The 23484-nt window shown below is 62.1% G+C and carries 19 protein-coding genes; 17 read left to right on the top strand and 2 right to left on the bottom strand.

The annotated features are described in order from the left end of the window. Position 1 precedes the first annotated feature (1 nt). The 4 genes from CHC01_RS29100 (at position 2) to CHC01_RS29085 (ending at position 4930) form a co-directional block, all read left to right on the top strand. Positions 2–1585, top strand: coding sequence for a GMC family oxidoreductase (locus CHC01_RS29100; RefSeq protein ID WP_089267799.1), 1584 nt, complete (start codon positions 2–4; stop codon positions 1583–1585). A gap of 44 nt (positions 1586–1629) precedes the next feature. Beyond that, positions 1630–2793: a M20 family metallopeptidase gene (locus CHC01_RS29095; RefSeq protein ID WP_244558563.1), complete on the top strand. Its 1164-nt coding sequence runs from the start codon at positions 1630–1632 to the stop codon at positions 2791–2793. Positions 2794–2876: 83 nt separating this feature from the next. Next, entirely contained in the window at positions 2877–4598 is a 1722-nt protein-coding gene (locus tag CHC01_RS29090; protein WP_089267798.1) for an FAD-binding protein, read from the top strand. After that, positions 4595–4930 carry a 2Fe-2S iron-sulfur cluster-binding protein gene (locus CHC01_RS29085; protein ID WP_089267797.1) on the top strand — a complete coding sequence of 112 codons (336 nt, stop codon included), beginning with the start codon at positions 4595–4597 and terminating at the stop codon, positions 4928–4930. Before CHC01_RS29090 ends, CHC01_RS29085 begins: the two co-directional genes overlap by 4 nt. A 78-nt stretch (positions 4931–5008) precedes the next feature. Here CHC01_RS29085 and CHC01_RS29080 read toward each other — a convergent pair whose 3' ends face one another. Continuing rightward, positions 5009–5503, bottom strand: coding sequence for a MarR family winged helix-turn-helix transcriptional regulator (locus tag CHC01_RS29080; RefSeq protein WP_244528044.1), 495 nt, complete (start codon positions 5501–5503; stop codon positions 5009–5011). Between the two features lie 161 nt (positions 5504–5664). Here CHC01_RS29080 and CHC01_RS29075 point away from each other — a divergent pair, with 161 nt between their 5' ends. The 11 genes from CHC01_RS29075 (at position 5665) to CHC01_RS29025 (ending at position 17969) form a co-directional block, all read left to right on the top strand. Continuing rightward, a complete protein-coding gene (locus CHC01_RS29075) occupies positions 5665–6942 on the top strand; it encodes an amidohydrolase/deacetylase family metallohydrolase (RefSeq protein WP_089267796.1) in 1278 nt (425 codons plus the stop codon). Between the two features lie 51 nt (positions 6943–6993). Beyond that, on the top strand, positions 6994–9375 hold the full coding sequence (locus CHC01_RS29070; RefSeq protein ID WP_089267795.1) for a xanthine dehydrogenase family protein molybdopterin-binding subunit: 2382 nt from the start codon (positions 6994–6996) through the stop codon (positions 9373–9375). Further along, entirely contained in the window at positions 9372–10205 is an 834-nt protein-coding gene (locus CHC01_RS29065) for an FAD binding domain-containing protein (RefSeq protein WP_089267794.1), read from the top strand. Before CHC01_RS29070 ends, CHC01_RS29065 begins: the two co-directional genes overlap by 4 nt. Further along, positions 10202–11404 (top strand): xanthine dehydrogenase family Fe-S subunit, encoded by a 1203-nt coding sequence (locus CHC01_RS29060; protein ID WP_089267793.1) that lies wholly within the window; start codon positions 10202–10204, stop codon positions 11402–11404. Before CHC01_RS29065 ends, CHC01_RS29060 begins: the two co-directional genes overlap by 4 nt. 79 nt (positions 11405–11483) lie before the next feature. Then, entirely contained in the window at positions 11484–12638 is a 1155-nt protein-coding gene (locus CHC01_RS29055) for an ABC transporter substrate-binding protein (protein WP_089267792.1), read from the top strand. A 201-nt stretch (positions 12639–12839) separates the two neighbouring features. Continuing rightward, positions 12840–13712 carry a branched-chain amino acid ABC transporter permease gene (locus CHC01_RS29050; protein WP_176454739.1) on the top strand — a complete coding sequence of 291 codons (873 nt, stop codon included), beginning with the start codon at positions 12840–12842 and terminating at the stop codon, positions 13710–13712. Then, complete coding sequence (locus CHC01_RS29045) at positions 13709–14755, top strand: branched-chain amino acid ABC transporter permease (RefSeq protein WP_089267791.1); 1047 nt, start codon at positions 13709–13711, stop codon at positions 14753–14755. Before CHC01_RS29050 ends, CHC01_RS29045 begins: the two co-directional genes overlap by 4 nt. Further along, complete coding sequence (locus tag CHC01_RS29040; protein ID WP_089267863.1) at positions 14755–15567, top strand: ABC transporter ATP-binding protein; 813 nt, start codon at positions 14755–14757, stop codon at positions 15565–15567. The genes CHC01_RS29045 and CHC01_RS29040 overlap by 1 nt, the downstream gene beginning before the upstream one ends. Beyond that, the gene (locus tag CHC01_RS29035; RefSeq protein ID WP_089267790.1) at positions 15560–16264 is read left to right on the top strand and encodes an ABC transporter ATP-binding protein; all 705 of its coding nucleotides are present in this window, start codon (positions 15560–15562) and stop codon (positions 16262–16264) included. The genes CHC01_RS29040 and CHC01_RS29035 overlap by 8 nt, the downstream gene beginning before the upstream one ends. Further along, complete coding sequence (locus CHC01_RS29030; protein ID WP_089267789.1) at positions 16236–16598, top strand: Rieske (2Fe-2S) protein; 363 nt, start codon at positions 16236–16238, stop codon at positions 16596–16598. Before CHC01_RS29035 ends, CHC01_RS29030 begins: the two co-directional genes overlap by 29 nt. Before the next feature lie 228 nt (positions 16599–16826). Further along, positions 16827–17969, top strand: a complete 1143-nt coding sequence (locus CHC01_RS29025; protein ID WP_244528042.1) for an alpha/beta hydrolase family protein — start codon at positions 16827–16829, stop codon at positions 17967–17969. A gap of 42 nt (positions 17970–18011) precedes the next feature. Here the strand turns inward: CHC01_RS29025 and CHC01_RS29020 are convergent, their stop codons facing one another. Continuing rightward, on the bottom strand, positions 18012–18485 hold the full coding sequence (locus CHC01_RS29020) for a MarR family winged helix-turn-helix transcriptional regulator (protein ID WP_244558562.1): 474 nt from the start codon (positions 18483–18485) through the stop codon (positions 18012–18014). 419 nt (positions 18486–18904) lie between these two features. Here CHC01_RS29020 and CHC01_RS29015 point away from each other — a divergent pair, with 419 nt between their 5' ends. Both CHC01_RS29015 and CHC01_RS29010 read left to right on the top strand, forming a co-directional pair. Further along, a complete protein-coding gene (locus tag CHC01_RS29015; RefSeq protein ID WP_089267788.1) occupies positions 18905–20434 on the top strand; it encodes a porin in 1530 nt (509 codons plus the stop codon). Positions 20435–20781: 347 nt separating this feature from the next. Beyond that, a complete protein-coding gene (locus CHC01_RS29010) occupies positions 20782–23385 on the top strand; it encodes a tetratricopeptide repeat protein (protein WP_089267787.1) in 2604 nt (867 codons plus the stop codon). Positions 23386–23484 lie beyond the last annotated feature (99 nt).

The raw sequence follows: 23484 nt of genomic DNA, 5'->3' as shown, positions 1-23484 counted from the left end.
TATGTATGATGTGATCGTCGTCGGCGGTGGATCTGCCGGCGCTGCCGTGGCTGCCAGGCTCTCCGAAAATCCCGCTACACGTGTGCTGCTGCTTGAAGCCGGGCTCGACTGGCGTGCGGCGGAGGCGCCGTGGGAAGTGACCACGGCGAACCCGATCCCGATCATTCACCAGCGCGAATTCCAGGAAAAGTGGCAGTGGCCGCAGCTGCATTCGCGTCGCGTTGCCGGGCAGGAGCAGCGCTTCTACTGGCGCGGCAAGGGTCTTGGCGGCTCGTCGATGATGAACGGCCAGATTGCGATTCGCGGCGTCGCCGATGCGTTCGATGAATGGGCGTCGTTGGGGTGCATCGGCTGGTCGGCGAAGGAGATCATGCCACTGTTCTCGGTGATCGAGGACGATCTGGACTTCGGCGACAGGCCCGGCCATGGCCGTGGTGGTCCGCTGCCGGTCTACCGCGCGCCGCCGCAGACATGGGGGCCGATCGACAAGGGTCTGCGCGATGCAGCACTGGCCTCGGGTTATGCGTGGTGCGACGACGTCAACGGGCCGGATGGCGAGGGCGTTGCCTGCTACCCGATCAACAGCCGCGATTTGCGGCGTATCTCCACCAATGAAGGCTATCTGGAGCCGGCGCGCGGCCGCGCCAATCTCGAAATCCGCGGTCATGCGCTGGTCGATCGCGTCGTGATCAAGGACGGTCAGGCGACCGGAGTGATCGTGCACTTCGAGGGGCAAGGCACGCAGGAAATCAGCGCGCGCGAGATCGTGCTATGTGGTGGCTCGATCCACAGCCCGGCGATCCTGCTGCGCTCGGGCGTTGGTCCGGCGGACGAGCTGAAGGACATGGGCATCGCTGTCGAGTGCGATCTGCCCGTCGGCCAGGATTTCTTCGATCATCCGCTATTCCGTACGACGATCAAGCTGCATGATGATGTCGCGCCGAAAGACAAGGACACTCGCCACACCAATTGCTGTGTGACCTATTCGTCGGGTTTGGCTGAGGGCGGCAAGCGCGACATGATCCTGATCGCGTTCAATCACCGTGGCATCGGCAATCCCGGTGCCATCGGCGCCGGCCTGTTCAATGCGTTCTCGCGCGGCACGCTGAAGCTCGCATCGACCGATGCGTCGATCGACCCGATCATCGAGGAGAACATGCTGGCAGACCCCCGCGACATGCTGCGGATGGTCGATGCCGTGAAGCGGCTTGCCGTGATCACCACGCAGCCGGCGCTCGCCGGCATCGCGGACTGGATCCGCCTCACCGATACCGACCTGACGCTGACGCAGGCGGCGGCGCTGCCGACGCGCGAGCTCGAAGCCGTGCTGCGCCGTGACACCGGCGATATCCAGCACGCCGCCGGCACCTGCCGCATGACCGGCTTCAAGGACACGGGTGGCGTGGTCAATCCGGATGGCACCGTGAAGGGCCTCAAGGGTCTGCGCGTTGCCGATGCGTCGATCATGCCGTCGGATTGCCGCGCGAACACCCACTTCACCACGGTGGTGATCGGCGAAGCCATTGCGCGCATGATGATGCGCAGGCAGGACAGCGCCGCGCCTGCCGTGGCGATGGCCAAATAACAACGCGCAACGCAAGCGCTTCGAGAGTGACTGAAGGATTACGCATGTCGAACACTACCGAAACCCGAATCATCGAATGGCTGGCCTCGCAAAAGCAGCCGATGATCGACCTGCTGCGCGACGTCGTGAACATCGATTCCGGCTCCTTCGACAAGCAAGGCGTCGATGCCGTCGGCGCGCGCTTCGAGCAACATTTTGCCGAATACGGCATCGAGACCTGGCGCGAGCCCCATGATGTCTATGGCGATGCCGTGCATGGGCTGATCACCAAGCCCGGCAGCAATGAGAAGCCGGTCCTGCTCATGGGCCATCGCGACACCGTGTTTCCCAAGGGCGAAGTGGCCAAGCGTCCCTTCACTATTAAAGGCAATCTGGCCCATGGGCCTGGTGTCGCCGACATGAAGGCCGGCGTCGTCATCAACGTATTCGTGGCCGCCGCGCTAAAGAAGTTCGATGCTGCGCCGTGCCCCATCAAGCTGCTGATCACCGGCGATGAGGAGATCGCGTCGCGCTCGTCGCGGCCGATCATCGAGCGCGAGGGCCGTGCGGCGCGCGCCGTCTATAATTCGGAACCGGGACGTCCGACCGGCAATATCACCACGGGCCGCAAGGGCGGCGTGTTCATGCGCTTCGAGGTATTCGGCAAGGCCGCGCATTCCGGCAACAATTTCTCGGTGGGCATCAGTGCCATCGGCGAACTCGCGCACAAGATCGTGCAGATTCATGCGCTGACCGATATGGACAAGGGCATCACGCTGAATGTCGGCCTGGTGTCCGGCGGACAGTCGGTCAACACCACGGCGCCGCATGCCGAAGGCGAGATCGATTTTCGCTACATCGATCCGGCCGATCGCGCCACCATCATGGGCGCCATCGAAAAAATCATTGCGACGTCGACCGTGCCGGGCACGACGGCAAAGCTGCACATCAACGGCGAATTCCTGCCGCTGGTGCAGGACGCCGCCGCCAAGGCGATGTTCGAAGCCTATCAGGCGGCCGCTGTCGACTCGGGCCTTACCACGCTGACCGGCGAATTTGCCGGCGGCTGCGCAGATTCTGGTTTCACCGCCAGCGTCGGCACCCCGACATTGTGCGGGCTCGGCCCGGTCGGCGGCAATGTCCATACCGACCTGGAGTGGCTGGACATCGAGAGCATCGTTCCGCGTGCACAGACACTGGCGCGGGCGATCCTGCGCACGGAGATCTGACGACGGGAGATGCCGCATGGCATGGTTCTGGCACGGCGATGGTTGCTGACAACGCCTTTGTTTGAAGAGACACTCGCCTGACCATGACATCACCTTCTCCCAATATTTCGGTTCCCATCCATCTCGAAGCCGATGTTCTCGTGATCGGCGCCGGTGGTGCTGGCATGTATGCGGCGCTGGAAGCGGCGAAGGGTGGCGCGTCCGTCATTCTTGCCGATCGCAGTTTGATCGGGCGCGGCGGCGCCACTGTCATGGCGCAGATGACGGTCGCAGCCGCTTTGGGCGAGCAGACACCAGATCACTGGGAACATCACTTTGCCGATACGCTCGCGGCCGGCCGCGGGCTGTGCGACGAACGTCTTGCGGCGCTGCTTTGTGAAGATGGCCCGCAGCGGCTGCGCGAAATGGATGCGTGGAAGGTCGGCTGGGCGCGCGAGGACGGCCATATCAAGCAGGCGCAGGCGCCGGGCCATGATCGGCCGCGTTGTGCCTATGTGGATTTTCTCTCGACGGGCCCCGCAGTGTCGAAGACGCTGCGCACGCAGCTGAATAATGCGAGCGGCATTCGCCGCATAGGCGATCTCACCATTGTCGATATCGCATTGCGTGATGGCGAAGCCTGCGGCGCCACGGCCTTGCATCTGCCGACCGGGCAGGCGGTGACGCTGGCGGCGAAAGCCGTTGTGATCGCGACAGGCGGGCTCACCGGTCTCTATCGGCGTAACAGCGCGTCATCCAATATGGGGGGCGACGGCTATGCGCTCGCATTGCGTGCCGGGGCCGAATTGATCGACATGGAATTCGTGCAGTTTTTCCCCATCGGTCATCTCGCGCCGCGTCTCGTCGGTATGGATCCGATCATGTGGGACCCGTTCCGCTACAAGCTCGGCGGCAAGCTGCTCAATTCCGAGATGCGCGAATTCGAAGAGGACTATGCAACGCGTGACAAGCGCAGCGACGGCACCTATGTGCTAACGCGTGATCTCGCCACCTATGCGATTACCAAGGAGGTCGAAGCCGGCCGCGGCAGCCCCACCGGCGGCGCCTATCTGAGCTTCCAGCATGTGCCTGAGGCCGAGATCCGCAAGGCGTTCGGGCCGGTGGTGGACCGGCTCGCCGAAAACGGCATCGATCTGGCGCAGCGCCCGGTCGAGGTTGCCCCGATCGCGCATTATCATATGGGCGGCATCCGCGTGGACGAGATGATGGCGACCGGCGTACCCGGGCTCTATGCCTGCGGCGAAGCGGTCGGCGGCGCCAATGGCGCCAACCGGTTGTCGGGCAATGCGATCACCGAAGCCTTCGTGTTTGGCGCGCGGGCAGGACGCAGCGCCGCCGAGCGTGCCAAGCAGGGCACTGCGACGTGGTTTGCCGATGCGGCGAAGCCGACCATCGATCTGCTGCGCAGTGCCAGCAAACGTGATGCGCCAAATCCCGCAGCGGTCATCGCGAAGCTGCAGGCCGTGATGGCCGACGATGTCGGTCCGTTCCGCACCGATGCGAAACTGCGGTCGGCGATTTCTCAGATCGCGCAATTGAAGGCCGATATCGGCGATACGCCGTTCGCGTCAGCGGAAAGCTTCGATCCCGTGCTGGCCGACTGGCTCGATCTGCGCAACATGCTCGCTGTCGCGCAATCGGTTGCCATACCGGCGCTGGCGCGTACCGAAAGCCGCGGCGCGCATCAGCGTGATGATCATCTCGGTCTGAACGATGCGTGGAGCGTCAACCAGATCGTGTCGATGTCGGATGGCGACATGACCCTGCGCAAAGTGATGCCCACCACCGGAAAGGCCGCCGCATGAAGGCGACACTCAGCATTCAGCGCGGCGCACTCGGCGAAGCGCCGCATCAGGACACGTTCGACATTCCCTTTGAACACGGCCAGTCCATTCTCGATGGCTTGCGTGCCATCAGGCGCAGCATGGATCCTTCGCTGGCGTTTCGCTTCTCCTGCATCAATGCGAATGCGTGCAAGGAATGCATGATGCTGATCGATAGCAAGGTCGATTACGCCTGCACGGTTCGGCTCAAAGAGGGAATGACGACGCTCGCGCCGCTGCCGAAAAAGGCGCTGATCCGAGATCTCGTCACTGAAATCGCACCGCCTGATGAACGGCTGATGCTGCGGTCCTGAATAATTGTCTGCCTGCGTGGCGATCAGGCTGATTAATTTATAGCCGTTCTAATCTGGCGAAACTTGCTGTGAGCACCCTCATTCCGCGAGATCGGGCGCCGCATTGCGGCTGGCATTCTCTGCGACGATGCGCTGCATCAGGTCGATGAAGGTGGCCTGCTCCGTCTTCGAGAGGCTGCCCAGGGTCGCGCGATGTGCGTCGCGAGCGGCGGCTTCGATCTTGTTCAGCAGTGTGGCACCGGCCGGTGTGAGCCGGCAGACGCGGGCGCGGCGGTCGTCGTCGCTGACTGGGCGCTCGACCAGCCTGCGTGCTTCGAGTCGCTTCAGCGCGCCCGTCGTCGTCGTGCGATCCAGAGCAATATCAGCAGCTAAGCTGGTTTGATCGGCCGTTCCGCGCGCAGCCAATGCGGACAGCAGGCTGTACTGGAGTGGTGTCATCTCGAAGGCACTGCAGGCTTCCTGGAACAGCGCGACATGGATCTGGTGTAGCCGTCTGATCAAAAACCCCGGTCGCTGGGCCAGCGGCCAGGGCTTGTGGACGGGCTTGTCACGGCGCGGCTTGGCCTGGGGCAACGCAGTCTCTCCTTGTGTCGGCTACGACTCGTATGGTGCGAGCGCGTTGAAAAACTACCGCATCGCAATGTTTATGGCACGGACTTTGCTTTTGTAAAATACGAAGTATGCTTCGTATTTTGGTGGATCTCTAATGTCCGCCGGAACGCAAGGAGACCGCCATGTCCGTTACCGCCTCATTCGACCTGCTGCTGCGCGGTGGTCGTGTTATCGATCCCGCCGCCGGTGTTGACGGCATCAAGGATGTTGCCATTCGCAACGGCAAGATCGCCGCCGTGCAGTCCGATATTTTGCCGACCAGCGCAAAGGAAGTGGTGGATGTGACCGGCAAGCTGGTACTGCCGGGCTTGATCGATACCCACGCGCACGTCTTTCAATATGTCAGCGGTCGTTTCGGCATGCAGCCCGACATGGTCGGCGTGCAATCCGGCGTCACCACGCTGATCGACCAGGGCGGCCCGTCCTGCATGACGCTGCCCGGCTTTCGTCACTTCATCGCCGAGCCCGCGAAATCGCGGGTCTACGCGTTTCTCTCTGCCTATCTCGTCGGTGGTCTTGAAGGCCACTTCTATCCCAACCTCTACAGCCCGGACGGCGTCGACATCGACGCCACCGTGAAGTCGGCGATTGCCAATCGCGATCTGGTGCGAGGCATTAAGGCCCATGCGGAAATCGGCGGCTTCGCGCGCTGGGGCATTCGCGTGATGGAAATGGCGGCCGAAATCGGCAAGCGCGCGGAGTTGCCGGTTTACGTGCATTTCGGCCAACTCTGGGGTCTGCCGGAGTCAGGCAATAATGGCGAGGACGTCGATACGATTCTGGAGCGCGTGATTCCGCTGCTGAAGGAAGGTGACGTGCTCGCCCATCCGTTCACGCGGCATCCTGGCGGCTTCGTCAATCGCGAAGGCGAGGTGCATCCGGTGATCCAGGCGGCGATCGATCGTGGCCTCAAGATCGATGTCGGCCATGGCAGCCACTTCTCCTATCGCCTGGCAAAGAAGGCGATTGCGGCCGGCATTGTGCCGAACACGCTCGGCGCCGACATCCACGGTTACAACACCGAGGTGCCTGCGCCTGCCGGCACGCCGGATGAGCACGAGGATGACGAGAACCATCCGTTCAAGGGCCAGGCCAAGTTCAGCCTGGTGCAGGCGATGAGTTCGATGATTTCGCTCGGTCTCACGCTGGAACAGGTGGTGCCGATGGTGACGTCGAACCCGGCCAAGATGATCGGCCTGTCCGACAAGATCGGCTCGCTCAAGGTCGGCATGGATGCCGACGTTTCGGTGCTCGTCGAAAAGCCCGGTCGTTACATCCTGCGCGACAACGAGAACACCGACGTGATTGCGAACGGCCTGCTGCAGCCGGCCTTCTGCCTGCGCGCGGGCACCCGCTTCGATCCGATCGCTCCGATCCTTCCTCAGGCCGTTGCGGCCTGAGCTTTGCAAGCCAGCTCGCTAGTCAATCCGGAAGACGCCGGGAGTTCGTCGATGCGCAATGAGCGAGATATCTCGCCCGCCGCGCCTGCTTCAAAGCAGGGCGTCGGCGCGCGCGTACCGCGCAAGGAGGACGATCGCCTCATGCGCGGGCGTGGGCAATTCGTCGGCGATATCAGACTGGCGGGATTGCAGGACGTCGCGTTCGTGCGCAGTCCGCTAGCGCATGCGCGAATCCGGGCGATTCATATTCCCGAGCGTTACCGCGATGTGGTGTTCACGTCTGCCGATCTTGTCGGTATCAAGCCGATCCGCGCGATCACGGGATTGGCCGGCTTCAAGCCGTCCGATCAACCCATTCTGGCCACCGACAAAATTCGTCAGGTCGGCGAACTCGTCGCCATGTGCGTCGCGCCGACGCGTGCCGAGGCTGAAGATATCGCGGCCTCCGTCACGCTCGATCTCGAAGAGCTGCCCGCCGTCTACGATATGCTCAAGGCGCGTGAGGCCGGCTCGCCTCTGGTGCATGAACACTGGGGCGACAACGTCTTTCTCGAAAGCTTCTTCGAACTCGATATTTCCGGCGCGCTCGACGCACCGATCAAGGTGACGCGCGAGATCTCGACCGCGCGACAATGCATGTCGCCGCTCGAAGGTCGGGGTGTCATCGCCACGTTCGATCATCGTCTCGATCAGCTCACGCTCTATACGGGCAGCCAGATGCCGCACATTGTGCGCAACGGTCTGTCCGATTGCCTTGAGATGGATCAAGGACAGATCAGGATCGTCTCGCCGGATGTCGGTGGCGGCTTCGGTCACAAGGGCATCTTGCTGCCGGAAGAAGTCTGTCTGTCATGGCTCACCATGAAGCGCGGCTTCCCGGTGCGCTGGATCGAGGATCGCCGCGAGCATTTGGTCGCCAGTTCCAACTGCCGCGAGCATCACTACAAGATCACCGTCTATGCCGATCGCGACGGCACGCTGCGCGGCATCGATTGCGAAGCCACGGTCGATTCCGGCGCCTATTCGTCTTACCCGTTCTCGGCCTGCCTCGAAGCGGCGCAGGTGGTCAGCATCTTGCCCGGCCCCTATCAGATGCCGGCCTATCGCTGCCGCACCTATTCGGTGGCCACCAACAAATGTCCGATCCTGCCCTATCGCGGCGTCGCCCGCACTGGTGTGTGTTTCGCGCTGGAGCTGATGCTCGATCTCGTCGCGGCGGAAGCAGGGCTTGAGCCCGGCGACGTCCGGTTGCGCAATCTGGTGCGGCCGGAGCAGATGCCGTTCGACAACATCACCAAGAAGCATTTCGACAGCGGCGATTATCCCGAAGCCTTGCGCCGTGCGGTGGCGCAGATCGATATCGATGGCATCCGCGCGCGCCAGCGCAAGGGTGAAGCCGACGGACGGCTCATAGGTGTCGGTCTCTCGATCTATTGCGAGCAAGCCGCACATGGCACCTCGGTCTATTCCGGCTGGGGCATTCCCATGGTGCCCGGCCATGAACAGGCCACCGCGCGACTGACGCCGGATGGTGGACTCGAACTGAAGGTCGGGGTGCATTCGCATGGGCAGGGCCTGGAGACGACGCTGTCACAGGTCGCATTCGAGATGCTCGGTGTCGATGTCGGCAAGATTCGCGTGGTCCATGGCGACACGGCGATGACGCCCTATTCGACCGGCACCTGGGGCTCGCGCTGCATGGTGATGGCCGGTGGTGCTGTCGCCACGGCCTGTCACGAACTCGGCGAACGCGCCAAGAAGATCGGCGCCAAGCTGCTGCAGGTCGACGAAGCCAATGTCGTCCTGGTCGATGGCGAAATTCGCGGGCCGAACGGCAGCGTGACGCTGAAGGAAATCGCACACACCTGGTATCGCCGCCCGCAGGATCTGCCGGGCGATGTCGATCCCGGCGGGTTGGAAGCGACCTCCGGTTACAAGCCGCAGCGTGACAGCGGCACGTTCAGCTATGCCGCCCATGCGGTCACCGTCGCCGTCGATCCTGATTTGGGCGATGTGGAAATTCTCGATTACGTCATCGTTGAGGACGGCGGCGTGCTGGTCAATCCGATGATCGTCGATGGCCAGATCTATGGCGGCCTCGCGCAGGGCATCGGCACGGCGCTCTATGAGGAGATGCCGTTTGATCGCGCCGGTCAGCCGCTGAATACGACGCTGGCCGATTATCTGCTGCCCGGCCCGACCGAAGTGCCGGCGCCATGGCTGGATCACATGGAAACGCCGTCGCCTTACACCAAGTTCGGCGTCAAGGGCATCGGCGAAGGCGGGGCCATCGCGCCGCCGGCGGCGATCGGCAATGCGGTGAACGATGCGTTGCGCGGTCTCGGCGTCGAGATGCTGCAGTCGCCGATCACGCCGCGCCGCGTGCTGGAAGGCATTCTGGCCGCCCGCGATGCGAAGAGGACCGCCGCATGAAGCCGGCACCTTTCGCCTATGAACGCCCGCGCGACGTCGCCTCGGCCTTAGCCGCAATGGCTGGCGATGGCGTGGTCAAGGTCATGGCCGGAGGCCAGTCGCTCGGACCGATGCTGAACCTGCGTCTGGTGGCTCCTGACACCATCGTCGATATCACCGGCCTCGCCGAGCTGAAGCATGTGGAAGTCGCCGGGGAAGAGCTGGTGATCGGCGCCTGCGTCACCCATGCCGATATCGAGGATGGCCGCATTCCCGACGTGACGCGCGGTGCGATGCAGCGCGTGGCCAGCGCGATCGCCTATCGCGCGGTGCGTAATCGCGGCACGATCGGCGGTTCGCTCAGCCATGCCGATCCATCGGCCGATTGGGTCTCCACCTTCGCGGCGCTCGGCGCAACGCTCTCGCTGCGCAGCGCCAAAGGCGCGCGCCTGGTAGTGATGAAGGATTTCATGCTGGGTGCACTGGAAAGTGTGCTGCAGCCCGGCGAAATGCTGGAAGCCGTACGTGTGCCGGTGATGTCCCCTTCGGCGCGCTGGGGTTATGTGAAGAGCTGCCGCAAGACGGGTGAATTCGCGCATGCCATCGGGGCGGTGCTGATCGATCCCGAGGCAGGCAGCGCGCGTGTCGTCATCGGCGCGGTCGAGGCCGCTCCCATCATCGTTGAGAATGCCGACGAGATGTTCGGTGGGCGTGTCACCTGCGATTTCAAGTCGCGCTTCGATGGGCGCGTCGCCGACACCCTGCTGTCGAAGGCCGGCATGAGCGATGCCGCGGATCGGCATATTCACGTCACCATTCTGCGCCGCGCTGTTGCGGAGGCCGCGGCATGAACTCGGTCGAACTCACCGTCAACACCCGTGCCGTGAAGAGGGATGTCGAGCCGCGCACGAGTCTCGCCGACCTGATGCGCGACACGCTGGATCTCACCGGTACGCATCTCGGCTGCGAGCATGGCGTCTGCGGCGCCTGCACCATCCTGGTCGATGGCGTACCGACGCGCTCCTGCATCACCTATGCGGTGGCATGCGATGGCGCCGATGTCACCACCATCGAAGGTCTTGATGATGACGAGATTGCCACGGAGCTGCGCGCCGCCTTTACCCGCGAACACGCGTTGCAATGCGGCTACTGCACCCCGGGTATGCTGGTCTCGGCGCGCGATCTGGTGAAGCGCCTGCCGGATGCCGACGAGAAGCAGATCCGCATCGGTATGTCAGGCAATCTCTGCCGCTGCACCGGCTATGTCGGTATCGTCCGTGCCGTGCAGTCGGTTATCACCGAGCGCCGCGCGCGCGATATCGCGCCGGAGCCGGATGGCGGGCGCAAGGTGCTGGGACCGGCAGGGTCAGGGCACAAAGCCTGTGTCAGCTCCCTGAAGCTGATGCCCGCGCAGCCTGCTGTATCCGAACCGGCTGCCGCCGTCGCACCGCTGGACATTCCAGACTTCACGCCATCGACCACGCTGGATCAACAGTTCACCGTCGCGCATCCACCCGCGAAAGTATTCGCACTGTTCGATGACATCGCGGCCGTCGCCTCGTGCCTGCCGGGCGCCACGCTGGTGGGCACGCCCAGACCCGAGCGGGTCGAAGGCGCGATCCGCGTCAAGATCGGGCCGATCTCGGCCAACTTCAACGGCGCCGCCCGCGTTGAGCGCAACGAGGCCGATCTCGCCGGCCGCATTCTCGGCATAGGCAGTGACCAGCGCAGCCGCTCCACCACGCAAGGCGAAATCCGTTACCGGCTGGTGCCGCAGGACGACGGCGTTGCCACGCGTGTGGAGCTTTCCATCGGCTACAGCCTCACCGGCATGCTGGCACAGGTCGGTCGCAGCGGGCTGGTGCGCGATCTTGCGGGCCGGCTGGTCGCGGAATTCGCCGGCAATCTCGATCGCCGCTTGTCGGGCGATGTGACGTCGGCGCCGTCAGCGGCCGCCGATCTGAATGGTGTTTCGTTGATCCTTGGTCTCCTGCGTGAGCGCGCGACGAATGTCGTTCGCCGACTCACCGGGCGTGGAGGATCGGCGTGAGAGATCGACGTTCGCGCGGACATGCGAGCGGCGGGGTTTGGACTGCGCAAGCTTCATCAGCGTAACACTGGAGGACCACATGATACGGACCATCAAAGCCGCCTCGGCGACCGCCCTGGCCATTGCTTTCCTGAGCAGCGCCGCCACTGCGCAAACCATCAAGATCGGCGTCAATGAGCCCCTGACCGGCGCCTTCGCCGCATCGGGCACCTATGTCGTCAACGGCGCCAAGATCGCCGCCGATGAAATCAATGCCAAGGGTGGCCTGCTCGGCAAGAAGATCGAACTCGTCATTGAGGACAACAAGAGCAACCCGACCGAAGCCGCTGCCGTCGCCGAGAAGCTGATCACGCGCGACAAGACGCCAGTCATGCTCGGCGCCTGGGGCTCCAGCCTCACCCTCGCGGTGATGCCGAAGCTGGTCGAATACGAAACCGCGATGGTCGTCGAGACCTCGTCGGCGAGCAAGATCACCACCTCGGGCAATCCTTACGTGTTCCGTATCTCGCCACCGTCCTTTGTCGAGGCGGCTGCGTTCAAGAACATCGTCGACAAGCTGGCGTTGAAGAAAGTCGACTTTCTCGTGATCAACAATGACTGGGGCCGCGGCACCGCCGAGGACTTCAGCAAGATGATGAAGGAGAAGGGCATCACCATCGGCTTGGTCGAGACCATGGATCAGTCAGCGCAGGACATGAGCGCGCAGCTCGCCAAGATCAAGGCAACGGACTCCGAGACCGTGATCATCACCGCCGCGGTCGACCAGCTCACGCTGATCTTCAAGCAGGCCGCAGCACTCGGCCTGAAGAAGCGCATCATCACCACCGGTGGTTCGCAGAACCCCGACCAGATCATCGCGCAGGCCGGTGCCGCCGCGAACGACACCATGCATCTGACGACCTTCCTGCCCTGGATGCCGGAGAAAACGCCCAATCCGGAAGCCACCACCTACTTCATCGGTGAGTGGAAGAAGCGCGGCTTCGATTTTGCCGGCTGCACCGAGAGCTTCCGCGGCTATGACGGCATCCGCACCATTGCGGCCGCCATCGAGAAGGCTGGCAAGGCTGAGCCCGCGGCGATCAAGGACGCGCTCTGGAAGATCGACGTCAAGGGACTGAACGGCGACATCATCTTCAAGAAGTCGGGCCCTGCAGGTCAGGAGAGCGGCCAGAGCTTCCCGAACGTCTATCTAGTCGAAATCTCCGGCGGCAAGATCGTGATGAAGGATCTGTGATCCAGACGAACTCCGGCAGTGAGCTCCCTCTCCCCGCTTGCGGGGAGAGGGGTGGGGTGAGGGGCACTTGCGAGTGAAACACTGGCTCCCCCTCACCCGAAGCCTCGCTGTCGCTCGGCTCCGACCTCTCCCCGCCCGGCGAAGCAAAGCTTCGTTAGGCGGGGAGAGGTTAGCACCATACTCGAACCTTTAGGGCCGCTCGTGGACCAGCTCCTGCAACACCTCGTCAATATGCTCGTGCTCGGCGGCACCTATGCGCTGCTCGGCATCGGGCTGACGCTGATCTTCGGCATCATGAACGTGGTGAACTTCACCCACGGTATCCTCTACACGTTCGGCGCCTATATGATGTTCATTGTCGTGCATCAGCTCGGTCTGAATTTCTTTGTCGCGCTGCCGGTAGCGATCGTCGCGGGCTGGCTGCTGGGCGCCGTCATCGAGATCACGCTGCTGCGGCCGCTGCGCGGCGCGGACATCGACACCACCATGTTGGTGATGATCGGCGCCTGGATCGCGATGCAGTCCGGCGCGCTGTGGATCTGGGGTGGCGTTGCCAAGTCGATCGACAATCCGTTTCCCGACGCGCCGCTGGTGATCGGACCTGTGTCCGTGTCCTGGCTGCGCCTGTTCGTTCTGTTCGCAGCGGCGCTGCTGATCGTACTGGCTTACTCGCTGATCAATCTCACCAAACTCGGCAAGGCGATGCGCGCGACCTTCCAGGATTCAGACACCGCCGCACTGATGGGGGTCAATGTCAGCCTGATCTACACCTCGACCTTTGCCATCGGATCGAGCCTTGCCGCCGCCGCCGGTGCCTTGCTCGGTCCGGTCTATGTCGTGTTCCCGCAGATGGGCGATCTCGCCGCGGTGAAGGCCTTCGCCATCGTCATTCTCGGCGGCCTCGGCAATATCACCGGCGCTGTCATCGGCGGCTTCATTCTTGCACTCGCTGAAGAGCTCGGTGCTGGCTACATCTCGTCGGGCTATCGCGATGCCATGGGCTTCCTGATCATCATCATGGTGCTGATCTTCAAGCCGACAGGACTGTTCGCACGGGCGGAGCGCGTCGGATGAAACAGATCGTCACTCTCCTCTGTCTCGCCTTCTTTGCCTCCGTGCCCATGTGGCTGACGGATCCGTATCTGCTCAACGCGCTGATTACGACCGGCATCTTCATCATCGGCGCCATGAGCCTCAATCTGCTGCTCGGCTTTACTGGACAGCTCAGCCTCGGCCATATCGCCTTCTTCGGCATCGGCGCCTATGTCAGCGCGCTGACATCGCTGGGATTCGATGTGCCGATCTACGGTGATTTCCATATCGTCCACGTGCCGTGGCCGCCGATTGCGGGCTTCTTTCTGGCGATCCTCATTTCGGGCTTCTGCGGCTATCTGGTCGGACGCCTGTCCTTCAGCGTGCGCGGCGCTTACTTCGTCATCGTCACGATCTCGTTCGCCGAAGTTGTCAGGCTGGTGGCGCTGAACTGGGTCGAGCTGACGCAGGGCCCGTTGGCGCTGACCAATATCCCGTCGATCACCATTGGTCTGCCGGGGCTTGGTTATCTCGTGCTGAAGACCAAGTTTCACAATTACTATCTTGTGCTCGCTGTCGCCGCGATCTCGTATTTCCTGATCTCGCGCCTCGTTCATTCGCACTACGGCCGCGCCATGCGCGGCTTGATGGAGAACGAGACGCTGGCTGTCGCCGTCGGTATCGACGTTACCAAGACGCTGACACTGGCTGCCGTGATCTCTGCCGGTATCGCCGGCGCGGCGGGAAGCCTTTACGCGCATTACATCCGTATCATCGATCCCGACGTCTTCGCTTTCATCTCGACGGTGACCATGGTGATCATGGTGGTGTCGGGCGGCAAGGGATCGCTGGCCGGGCCTGTGGTCGGCGGCGTCATCTTTGGCCTGCTGCCTGTGTTCCTGCGGCCGATCATGCCCCCTGAGGCGCAGTGGATTACCTATGGTGTGGTGCTCATCGTCATCCTGTTCGTGATGCCGCGCGGCATCGTGCCGTCGCTTGCCGCGAAACTCGGTTTGGCCCGTGCCGGCGGAACCAGACGGGCGTCCATCGCCGTCTCCGAACGCACCGCCGAGGAGCACGCGTGATGGCCGAGACAGTCCTCAGCATTGAACATGTCGCGGTCCATTTCGGCGGCCTTGTCGCAATCTCGGACATGAATTTCCATGTCGACAAAGGCGAGATCGTCAGCCTGATCGGGCCGAACGGTGCCGGCAAGACCACGGCCTTCAACGTCATGACCGGCTTTCTCACGCCTACGAAGGGCGCGGTGAACTATTGCGGCGCGGACCTCAAGGGCAAGAAACCGCATGAAATCGCGGATCTCGGTCTGATCCGCACCTTTCAGCGCACCAGCGTGTTTCCGAACGACACCGTCTACGACAACGTCCTGATCGGCCTGCATCGCCAAGGGGAGCTTAAAGGCAAGCTTGGCCTCGCCGAAGCCATTCTCGGCCTGCCGCGCGCCCGCGCATCGGAGAAAGCGCAGCGCGCCCGTGCCGCCGAACTGGTGCGCTGGATCGGGTTGGAAGCGCGCGCCAACGATCTTGCGGGCTCGCTGTCCTACGGCGAGCAGCGTCTCGTCGGTGTCGCGCTGGCGCTCGCCGCGCAGCCGAAGATGCTGCTGCTGGACGAGCCTGTGTCCGGCATGAACGCGTCGGAGACGCATACTTTCGTGCAGCTGATCCGCAATATCCGGGATCGTGGCGTCACGATCCTCTTGGTCGAGCACGACATGCCGATGGTGATGAGCGTGTCGGATCGCATCGTCGTGCTGAATTACGGCCGCATCATCGCTGAGGGGCCGCCCGACGAAATCCGCAAGAATCCCGCAGTGATCGAAGCCTATCTCGGTCAGAGCGCGAAGGATGTGGTCAAGGAGGTCGCAGTCCATGCTTGAGATCCGTGACATGGTCTGCGCCTACGGCCAGATCTCGGCCCTCAAGGGCATTTCGCTTTCGGTCAAGGCTGGCCAGCTTGTGGCGCTGATCGGCGCCAACGGCGCCGGCAAGAGCACGACGTTGCGCGCGATCTCGGGCCTCGTGCCGTCGCGCTCCGGCAGTCTTCATTTCGACGGTGAAGACATCACCGGTATTGGCGCGCAGCGGGTGCTCACCAAGGGCATAGCGCATTGCCCGGAAGGGCGTCGTGTATTTCCGCATATGACGGTGGCCGAAAATCTCGACATGGGCGCCTATCTGCGCTCGGACACGAGCGATGTCGCTGTTGACCGCGACCGCATCTATGGCGAATTCCCGCGCCTCGCCGAGCGACGCAAGCAGGCGGCTGGTACGCTGTCAGGCGGCGAGCAGCAGATGCTGGCCATCGGCCGTGCATTGATGTCGCGCCCGCGCCTTGTGATGTTCGATGAACCCTCGCTCGGTCTCGCGCCCAACATCGTCGAGCGTACCTTTGCGATCATTCGCGCGATCCGCGACGCCGGCACGACTGTTTTGCTCGTTGAGCAGAACGCCTTCGCCGCGCTCGAGATGTGCGATCATGCCTATCTGCTGGAGTCCGGCCGCGTCGTGCTGTCCGGCGCAGGAGCGGAGTTGATCGAGAACGAGCATGTCCGACGGGCCTATCTTGGCGGATGACGGAGATCCCGCCCGATGGGTCGCGGTCTGTTCGCGCGAGCGCCTGACCGAACAGACAATCGTCTGCGTCAACGTGGCTGCCCTCGGTGTTCTCATCGTTCAGGATGGCGAGACAATCTACGCCTGCGAGCGCGCCTGTCCGCATGAGCAGGCCGATCTCAGCCTTGGCCGCGTCGCCGATGGCCGGCTGCACTGTCCGCGTCATCTGGCCTGGTTCGATCTGGCAGACGGCAGCATGTCGCCGGGTTGGCCGAGCAGGGGTTTGCGACGCTATCCGGTGCGTGAAAGCGATGCGCAAATCTGGGTCGATGCACAGGCCGTCGTCCCGAAGTAACAAGCCTTCGCGCGAGTTACGCGGCATCGGGCCTGGATGCAGAATTCGTTGGCGCTGCAGCATTCAATTGGTGCAGTTGCGGTATAATAATCATGCTTGCCCCCTCGTAAAGCGCGGATAATACTGCTGAAAAGTCGGACTCCTGAGTGTGTCTGGCAGTACACAAATGGGCGCAAGAGCCATGCTTCTCGTCGATCTTTCAAGCGATCTCCGTCAAGGGCCAGGGATGTGACCATTATCGATTTCGGCAGGGCCATCCCATCGTCGCAGGGGCGCGGCTGGCAGCAATGGCCTGGCCATGAAGACTTTTCGCTGCAGTTCTTGCGCGTGCTGCGCGCGGCGCAGGAAGGCGGAAGTACCGTTTCGGAATGTTTCCTGGCGGCGGAGCGTATCAATCCGCGCGATGACGAGAGCTGGTATCGCGAATGGTATAGCGCGGCTGATATCAACCGTGAGCGCGCCGCGGAGGCGCTGGCCAGCGGCCACATCCCGACGGCGCTGAGCAACTGGCTGCGCGCGGCCAACTACTATCGCACTGCTCAGGTCATGCTCGCTTGCAGCGATCCGCGGCAGGGCGCCGCCATCGCCTTGATGCAGGATTGTGCCCGACTTTACGTGCAGCATGCAACGCCTGCCGGCGAGGTCGTCGAGATCCCGTGGCGGGACGGTGTGTTGCAGGGATACTTCGTTCCTGCGCCGCGCGTGACGCGGCCGCTGCCGGTCGTTCTCTGCGTCGTCGGGCAGGGCCACTACAAGGAAGAGCATCTGCACAGGGTGCCCAGCTACGCGCTGGAACGCGGTCTCTCGCTGTTGCTCGTCGATTTGCCCGGTCAATCCTATAGCCAGGAGATGATCGGATCGCCTTGTCGGTATGAGGTCGAAACGGCGATCAGCGGCTGGGTCGATTTCCTGGCTGACCGCAGCGATATCGATCAGGAGCGAATTGCGATCTTCGGAGACGGCCTGGGAGCTGCCTTTGCGACGCGCGGCGCCAATCTCGACGACCGCTTTGCAGCAGCTGTTTGCGATGCCGGAATCTGGGAGCTTCACGAGCGCGCGTTTATTGCCAGCCGCATTTCAGGCCGCGCAGGTCTGGGCTGTCCGAGTGAAATCGAGGGCTTCAACAGCAGCAGCGTTGCCGCCAATATCAAATGCCCGGTCCTAGTTGCGATGGGCGAGCGCGACTGGCTCGATGTCGATCACGTCACGGAATGTTGCCGCGTCATGAAACAAAACGGCCTCGACATCGAACTGAAGATCTTCCGCGCGTCGGAAACGGTGGCCCCGCCCGCCCAGATCGATATTCCGACAGTGGGCAACGAGTTCATTTTCGACTGGATTGTCGATCGTCTGGACTCACGAACGAAGTAGGGCGCGGCGGGGTCGATTGATCCGCCACTCACCCGGCGATGGTCAGCTCTCGACTTCCAGCATCAGTGTCGCTTTTTCGAGGCGACTCTTGAGCCGGGACATGTGCTGTCCGATCTCCTTCAAGGCCTGCTCGTCGAAATCGCTGAGAATGAAATCCCCGAGCGACTCTCTACGAGCTGATAGCGCGGAGATCTTCTTGCTGGCCTTTTCGGACAGCGACATCAGTACGACGCGGGCATCCTCGCGGGACGCAACGCGCCGCATGAAGCCATTCTTCTCGAGCATTTTGGATTGGGTGGTAACGAAAGAGGGGTCGACGTGGAGCATGGCGGAGACATCTTTGACCGGCACGCCGTTGCCGCGATCGAGGTCGCTGACGGCCATCAGGATCATCCATTGCGGTCCGCTGATGCCGAGCTCCTTGGCCCAGAACTGGCGGATTCCCTCAAGATGAACGTTGATCGACGCGATGTCCCAGATGAACTGTCGGATGATCTCCTGATTCTGGCCGGTCACCCAAATCGAAAGCTCATTTTCGTTCCAGCCCGCAGATCCCCCACGCATAGTCACCACTGCCCCGCCGGCCATTCCATCGTCCCACACTTCTCAGAATTCTATAATTGTATCAGTGAATTGTGACGCGCAAACCACGATTTCGTGTGTTGCCGGGAAACCACACTGCATCGCGATAAAGTTACCTGAGTTCATAAAGTATTTTGCTTCTAAGAATTGCGCAGGCATTCTCAGTTCCGGCGATGGGGAAACCCTCAGTCGTCCCGTTGAAGTAGTTCGCTTGAGTGCCTCGCGTTATGCGGGTGTTTCCGAAAGCGCGAAGTGCTCTAGCGGTTAGTTTGGGGACTTGGGGGACTAAATCTTCGGGCGCACGCGCCTGGCAGATCCGGAACCTTCCCTTTTGGACAACTTGGAGGTTTAACATGACGATGATTAAGAGCCTTATCCTCGGCTCGGCGGCGGGTCTGATCGCCATCGGCGGAGCTCAGGCAGCCGATCTTCCGGTGAAGGCCAAGGCAGTGGAATACGTGAAGATCTGCTCGCTCTACGGCGCAGGCTTCTACTACATCCCGGGCACCGATACCTGCATCAAGATCGGCGGCGCGATCCGTTTGGACGTTGCGTTCAACGGCAGCACCTACGACGTTCCGTTCTGGCAGGGTGGTGCCGGCGGCAACAATCTCTGGACCAAGAACTATTTCTCGACCCGTGAACGCGTCAACTTGACGACGGACACCCGCACCGCGACCGAATACGGCGTGGTTCGTACCTACGCGAACATTCAGTTCGACTTCCTCCAGGATCGTGAATCGATCGCTGGCGGTTACACCGAAGTCGACTACGCGTTCATCCAGTTCGCCGGCTTCACCTTCGGTAAGGCCGTCTCGCAGTTCGATCCCCAGTGGGCGCTCGCCAAGCCGTACATCTCGTCGGGCTTCAACGCTGGTTCGAACAACGCGACCGGTATCCCGCAGCTCGCTTACACCGCTTCGTTCGGTAACGGCGTGTCGGGCACGATCTCGATCGAAAACGCATCGCCCTACCGCAACGCCGGCCTCTGGAACACCAACGCGTTCATCGTTGGCCCGGGCGCGGGCACGTTCGCCGGTACGTTCTACGGCACGAACTCGAACACCTTCGTGGGCAATTCCTACGGTGGCAACCACATTCCTGACATCGTTGGCAACATCCGCCTCGACCAGGCTTGGGGCACCCTGCACTTCGGCGCTGCGATGCATGCGATTACCCCCGGTTACTACGGCTCGACCGACGCTACCGGTCATGCTGATGACAGCTACGGCTTCGCAGTTACCGGCGCGGTCGAATTCAAGAACCTACCCACCGGCGCAGGCGACAGCTTGAAGATCGAAGCGTCGTACGGCAAGGGCGCAGCCAAGTACGTCTTCGGTGGCACGACCGACACCACGGGTGGCGGCCGCTACGCGAAGGTTGATGGTAACAGCCTTGGCTTCGGCTACGTGCTCGATGGCGTCTACACCACCAACGGCCAGATCATCCAGAGCTCCGCTTGGGAAGTCAGCGCTTTCTACGAGCATTACTGGACTCCGGCTTGGCGTACCTCGCTGTTCGGTAACTACAGCCATATTTCGTATGGTTCCGGCAACGACCTGATGATGGCCGCCTTCCAGGGCCTGACCACCGGTGGCCCGGGCTTCAGCTCGTCGACGGCTGCTGCTGCTCGTGCAGGCGTGTTCGCCGGCACCGGCAACTTCGACCTGGGTCTCGCCCAGATCGGCACCCGTACAGCCTGGACCCCGGTTCAGAACCTGACCCTGTCGGCTCAGTTCACCTACAGCCGCCTCGATCAGAACCTGAACGGCACCTACACCACCAATACTGGTGGTATGTCGGGCAAGCCGGCTGGTACGGTCTTCAATACCGCCGACCAAAACCTCTACAACGGTTCGGTGCAGATCCTGCGCTCCTTCTAATTCTGATCGTCTCACGACGACCAGTCTTTGAAACAAAGACCCCCGGCAGAAAACTGCCGGGGGTTTTTGCTTGATGAACCTTAACTGTGCTCGACGAACGCGGCAGCCTCACCATCGAGCCAGTCCTCTGCTTCTCACGGTGGTTGCGCTGGAGCGCCGCTTCACCAACACCAGCCGAGCGCGCCTGCGCCTTACCCTCTCTTTCTTTGACTGATATGTGTCTGTACCCTTCGATCCACGTTGCTCGACTGTTTCTGATGGAATCGTTTGGCCTTTACCGACGAAGGTGATGGCACTACTTAAGGTTCGGGCTGCCTGTCGTGGCAGGTGAGAATGCTTGAGGGGCGATGGCTCAATCGGATACGGGGAAACATTTCTTTTTCGCAGCTTTGGATCAACTTGATGCGAAGAACTTTGCGGAGGCCGAGCGGCTGTTCCGCGCCACACTTGAGGTGGTCCCGAACCACCTCTCCTCGCTTAATAATCTCTCGATTACGCAGCTCGAGCAGGACAAATTTTCCGACGCAGCGGCAACGGCTCGGATAATTCTCGGCCTGGACCGGAACAATCTGGCCGCCCTCACGATGCTGTCGACCTGCGAACTGCACGACGGGCGTGCTGCCGATGCCCTTGCAGCATGCCGGGCGATCGTGGCGATTGATCCGCGGAATGCTGAAGCCCATCACAAGATTGGGCTGATCAAGACAAGCGAAGGCGCATTCACCGAAGCACTCGCGGCTTTCGATAAGGTGCTGGAGATCCAGCCCGGCGCTGCCGAGACCTGGCTGCGGCGCGGACATCTCGCGACGGAACTGGCGCGCTATGGCGATGCCCTCACGTCCTACGACAGCCATCTTGAACTCGTGCCGGATTCGATACCGGCCATGCTCGGCCGCGGCTATGTCCTCAGCGTAGGTGCGCGTTTCGAGGAGGCGCTCGATGCCTTCGACCGTGTGGTTGCGCTGGATGCTGGCCACGCCCCCGCGTGGCTCGGCCGCGGCCATGTTCTCGTGTCGCTGGATCGCCTCCCGGAGGCGGCGGCATCCTATGAAAAGGCCGTTTCGCTGGGCGGCAGCGCGGCCGAAGCGTGGATCGCACTAGGCGATGTGATGAACCGACATCATGATTTCCACGCAGCGTTACGCGCCTTTGATGCCGTGATCGCACTGGCGCCGAAGGCGGGTGCGGCGCGCCGCGGCCGCGCTGCCGCGCTGTTTCGTCTCGGTCGCCACGCTGAGGCTGAAGCGGAGTTCCGATCGGCGCTGACGCTTGTGCCCGGCGATAGTGACCTGTGGATCAGCTTCGGCAATCTGCTGACCTCATTGTCACGCTTCGACGACGCGCTTGCTGCGTATGGCGAGGCAAGAAAGATCGATCCTATGCATCCGGGCGCGTGGCTTTGCCGGGCGAATGTGCTGGGCCTCGTCAAACGCTATGACGAAGCGCTCGACTGCTACCGAGAGGCACTGCGTCTGAAGCCCGATGATACCGATGTATTCGACAGCCGTGCAAACATGTTCCTGCAGATGAAGCGTTTCGAGGATGCACTGTCAGACTACGACACCGCCCATCGCTTGCGTCCGGACGCCTTCCATATCGAAGGTGAACGTTTGCATGCTCAACTGCATATCGCCGACTGGACCGATGTCGAGGTGCGACTTGCCGGTCTGGAGGCTGCTATTCGCGATGGCAGGGAGCTATCGACGCCATTCGTGTCTCTTGGCTTGCTGCCGTCGGGCGAACTGCACAAGCGGCATGCGTCGCTATGGGCTGAGCGCCTGCCACGCGCGTCGACCGAACCGTTGTGGAACGGCGAGCGCTACAAACATGCGAAGATCCGACTCGCTTATGCATCCGCCGATTTTCACGAGCATGCGACCTCGCAACTGATGGCTGGCCTGTTCGAGCGACACGATCGGTCGAGATTTGAGCTTCTGGCAGTCTCGTTCGGTCCAGACGATCGGTCGGCCATGCGGAAGCGCATCCTCGCCCCCTTCGATCGCGTGATCGATGTGCGCGACCGTACCAACCCAGAGGTGGCGCAGGACATCAGGTCCGCCGAAGTCGACATTCTGGTCGATTTGAAAGGCTATACGGGAGACAGCCGTCCCGGCATTTTCCTTCACCGGCCCGCGCCGATACAGGTGAGCTATCTCGGTTATCCCGGAACGCTCAGCCTGGATGCGATGGATTACATCCTGGCCGACAAAATCGTCATTCCCGAAAGTGCTCACGGACATTACACGGAGAAAATTGCCTATCTCCCGCACAGCTATCAGTCCAATGACGAGAAAAAAGTCATTGGCGCGCGCCACTTAAGTCGGACGGGAGTTGGTCTGCCGGAGGACGGTACCGTATTCTGCTGTTTCAACAATGTTTACAAGATTTTGCCCGATGTCTTCGACTGCTGGATGGCTATCCTCAAGCGTACTCCGAACAGTGTACTGTGGCTGCTCCGGCCAAATGCGATAGCCGAACGGAACCTGAATCGCGAGGCCGCAGCGCGCGGCATCGATCCGGTGCGACTGGTCTTCGCTGCGCGCGTTCCTCTGGCGGATCATCTCGCCCGGCATGGTCTCGCCGATTTGTTTCTGGATACCCTCCCTTACAATGCGCACACCACTTCCAGCGATGCGCTCTGGGCCGGCCTCCCCGTGCTGACGCAGCGGGGAGAGACCTTCGCGGGGCGGGTATCCGCCAGCCTGTTACATGCGGTGGGCCTCGCCGAACTCGTTGCCAACGATCGTCAGAGCTATGAAGATCTCGCGGTGCTGCTGGCCACCGATTCCGCCCGCCTGAATGGCATCAAGGCCAAACTAGCGGCCAGCCGCCTCGCCAGTCCGCTATTCGATAGCTTCCGCTTCACCCGTGATCTTGAGGGGCTGTACGAACAGATGTATCGCCGCCACCTCCACGGCCTGCCGCCCGACCATATTGAGGCCGGCCGTTAGGACCATCGATAGATAGTAAGATAGGCGGGCAATGTAGTTGCGCCGCTCCGGGCGTTCTCGACGCCGCGGAGGCGGACGTCTATACCGGGCGGCGTGGCC

The sequence above is a fragment of the Tardiphaga sp. OK246 genome (assembly GCF_900188215.1).
Classification (GTDB): domain Bacteria; phylum Pseudomonadota; class Alphaproteobacteria; order Rhizobiales; family Xanthobacteraceae; genus Tardiphaga; species Tardiphaga robiniae.
Note: the sequence above shows the minus strand (reverse complement) of the source record. Positions and strands in the feature narration are given on the sequence as shown.

What these genes read in the sequence shown, in the direction of transcription:
- CHC01_RS29095 (WP_244558563.1), top strand. Translation starts at nt 1,630, where the DNA reads ATGTCGAACACTACCGAAACCCGAATCATCGAATGGCTGGCCTCGCAA.
- CHC01_RS29030 (WP_089267789.1), top strand. Translation starts at nt 16,236, where the DNA reads ATGTCCGACGGGCCTATCTTGGCGGATGACGGAGATCCCGCCCGATGG.
- CHC01_RS29015 (WP_089267788.1), top strand. Translation starts at nt 18,905, where the DNA reads ATGACGATGATTAAGAGCCTTATCCTCGGCTCGGCGGCGGGTCTGATC.
- CHC01_RS29045 (WP_089267791.1), top strand. Translation starts at nt 13,709, where the DNA reads ATGAAACAGATCGTCACTCTCCTCTGTCTCGCCTTCTTTGCCTCCGTG.
- CHC01_RS29090 (WP_089267798.1), top strand. Translation starts at nt 2,877, where the DNA reads ATGACATCACCTTCTCCCAATATTTCGGTTCCCATCCATCTCGAAGCC.
- CHC01_RS29040 (WP_089267863.1), top strand. Translation starts at nt 14,755, where the DNA reads ATGGCCGAGACAGTCCTCAGCATTGAACATGTCGCGGTCCATTTCGGC.
- CHC01_RS29100 (WP_089267799.1), top strand. Translation starts at nt 2, where the DNA reads ATGTATGATGTGATCGTCGTCGGCGGTGGATCTGCCGGCGCTGCCGTG.
- CHC01_RS29070 (WP_089267795.1), top strand. Translation starts at nt 6,994, where the DNA reads ATGCGCAATGAGCGAGATATCTCGCCCGCCGCGCCTGCTTCAAAGCAG.
- CHC01_RS29065 (WP_089267794.1), top strand. Translation starts at nt 9,372, where the DNA reads ATGAAGCCGGCACCTTTCGCCTATGAACGCCCGCGCGACGTCGCCTCG.
- CHC01_RS29060 (WP_089267793.1), top strand. Translation starts at nt 10,202, where the DNA reads ATGAACTCGGTCGAACTCACCGTCAACACCCGTGCCGTGAAGAGGGAT.
- CHC01_RS29075 (WP_089267796.1), top strand. Translation starts at nt 5,665, where the DNA reads ATGTCCGTTACCGCCTCATTCGACCTGCTGCTGCGCGGTGGTCGTGTT.
- CHC01_RS29055 (WP_089267792.1), top strand. Translation starts at nt 11,484, where the DNA reads ATGATACGGACCATCAAAGCCGCCTCGGCGACCGCCCTGGCCATTGCT.
- CHC01_RS29010 (WP_089267787.1), top strand. Translation starts at nt 20,782, where the DNA reads ATGGCTCAATCGGATACGGGGAAACATTTCTTTTTCGCAGCTTTGGAT.
- CHC01_RS29035 (WP_089267790.1), top strand. Translation starts at nt 15,560, where the DNA reads ATGCTTGAGATCCGTGACATGGTCTGCGCCTACGGCCAGATCTCGGCC.
- CHC01_RS29085 (WP_089267797.1), top strand. Translation starts at nt 4,595, where the DNA reads ATGAAGGCGACACTCAGCATTCAGCGCGGCGCACTCGGCGAAGCGCCG.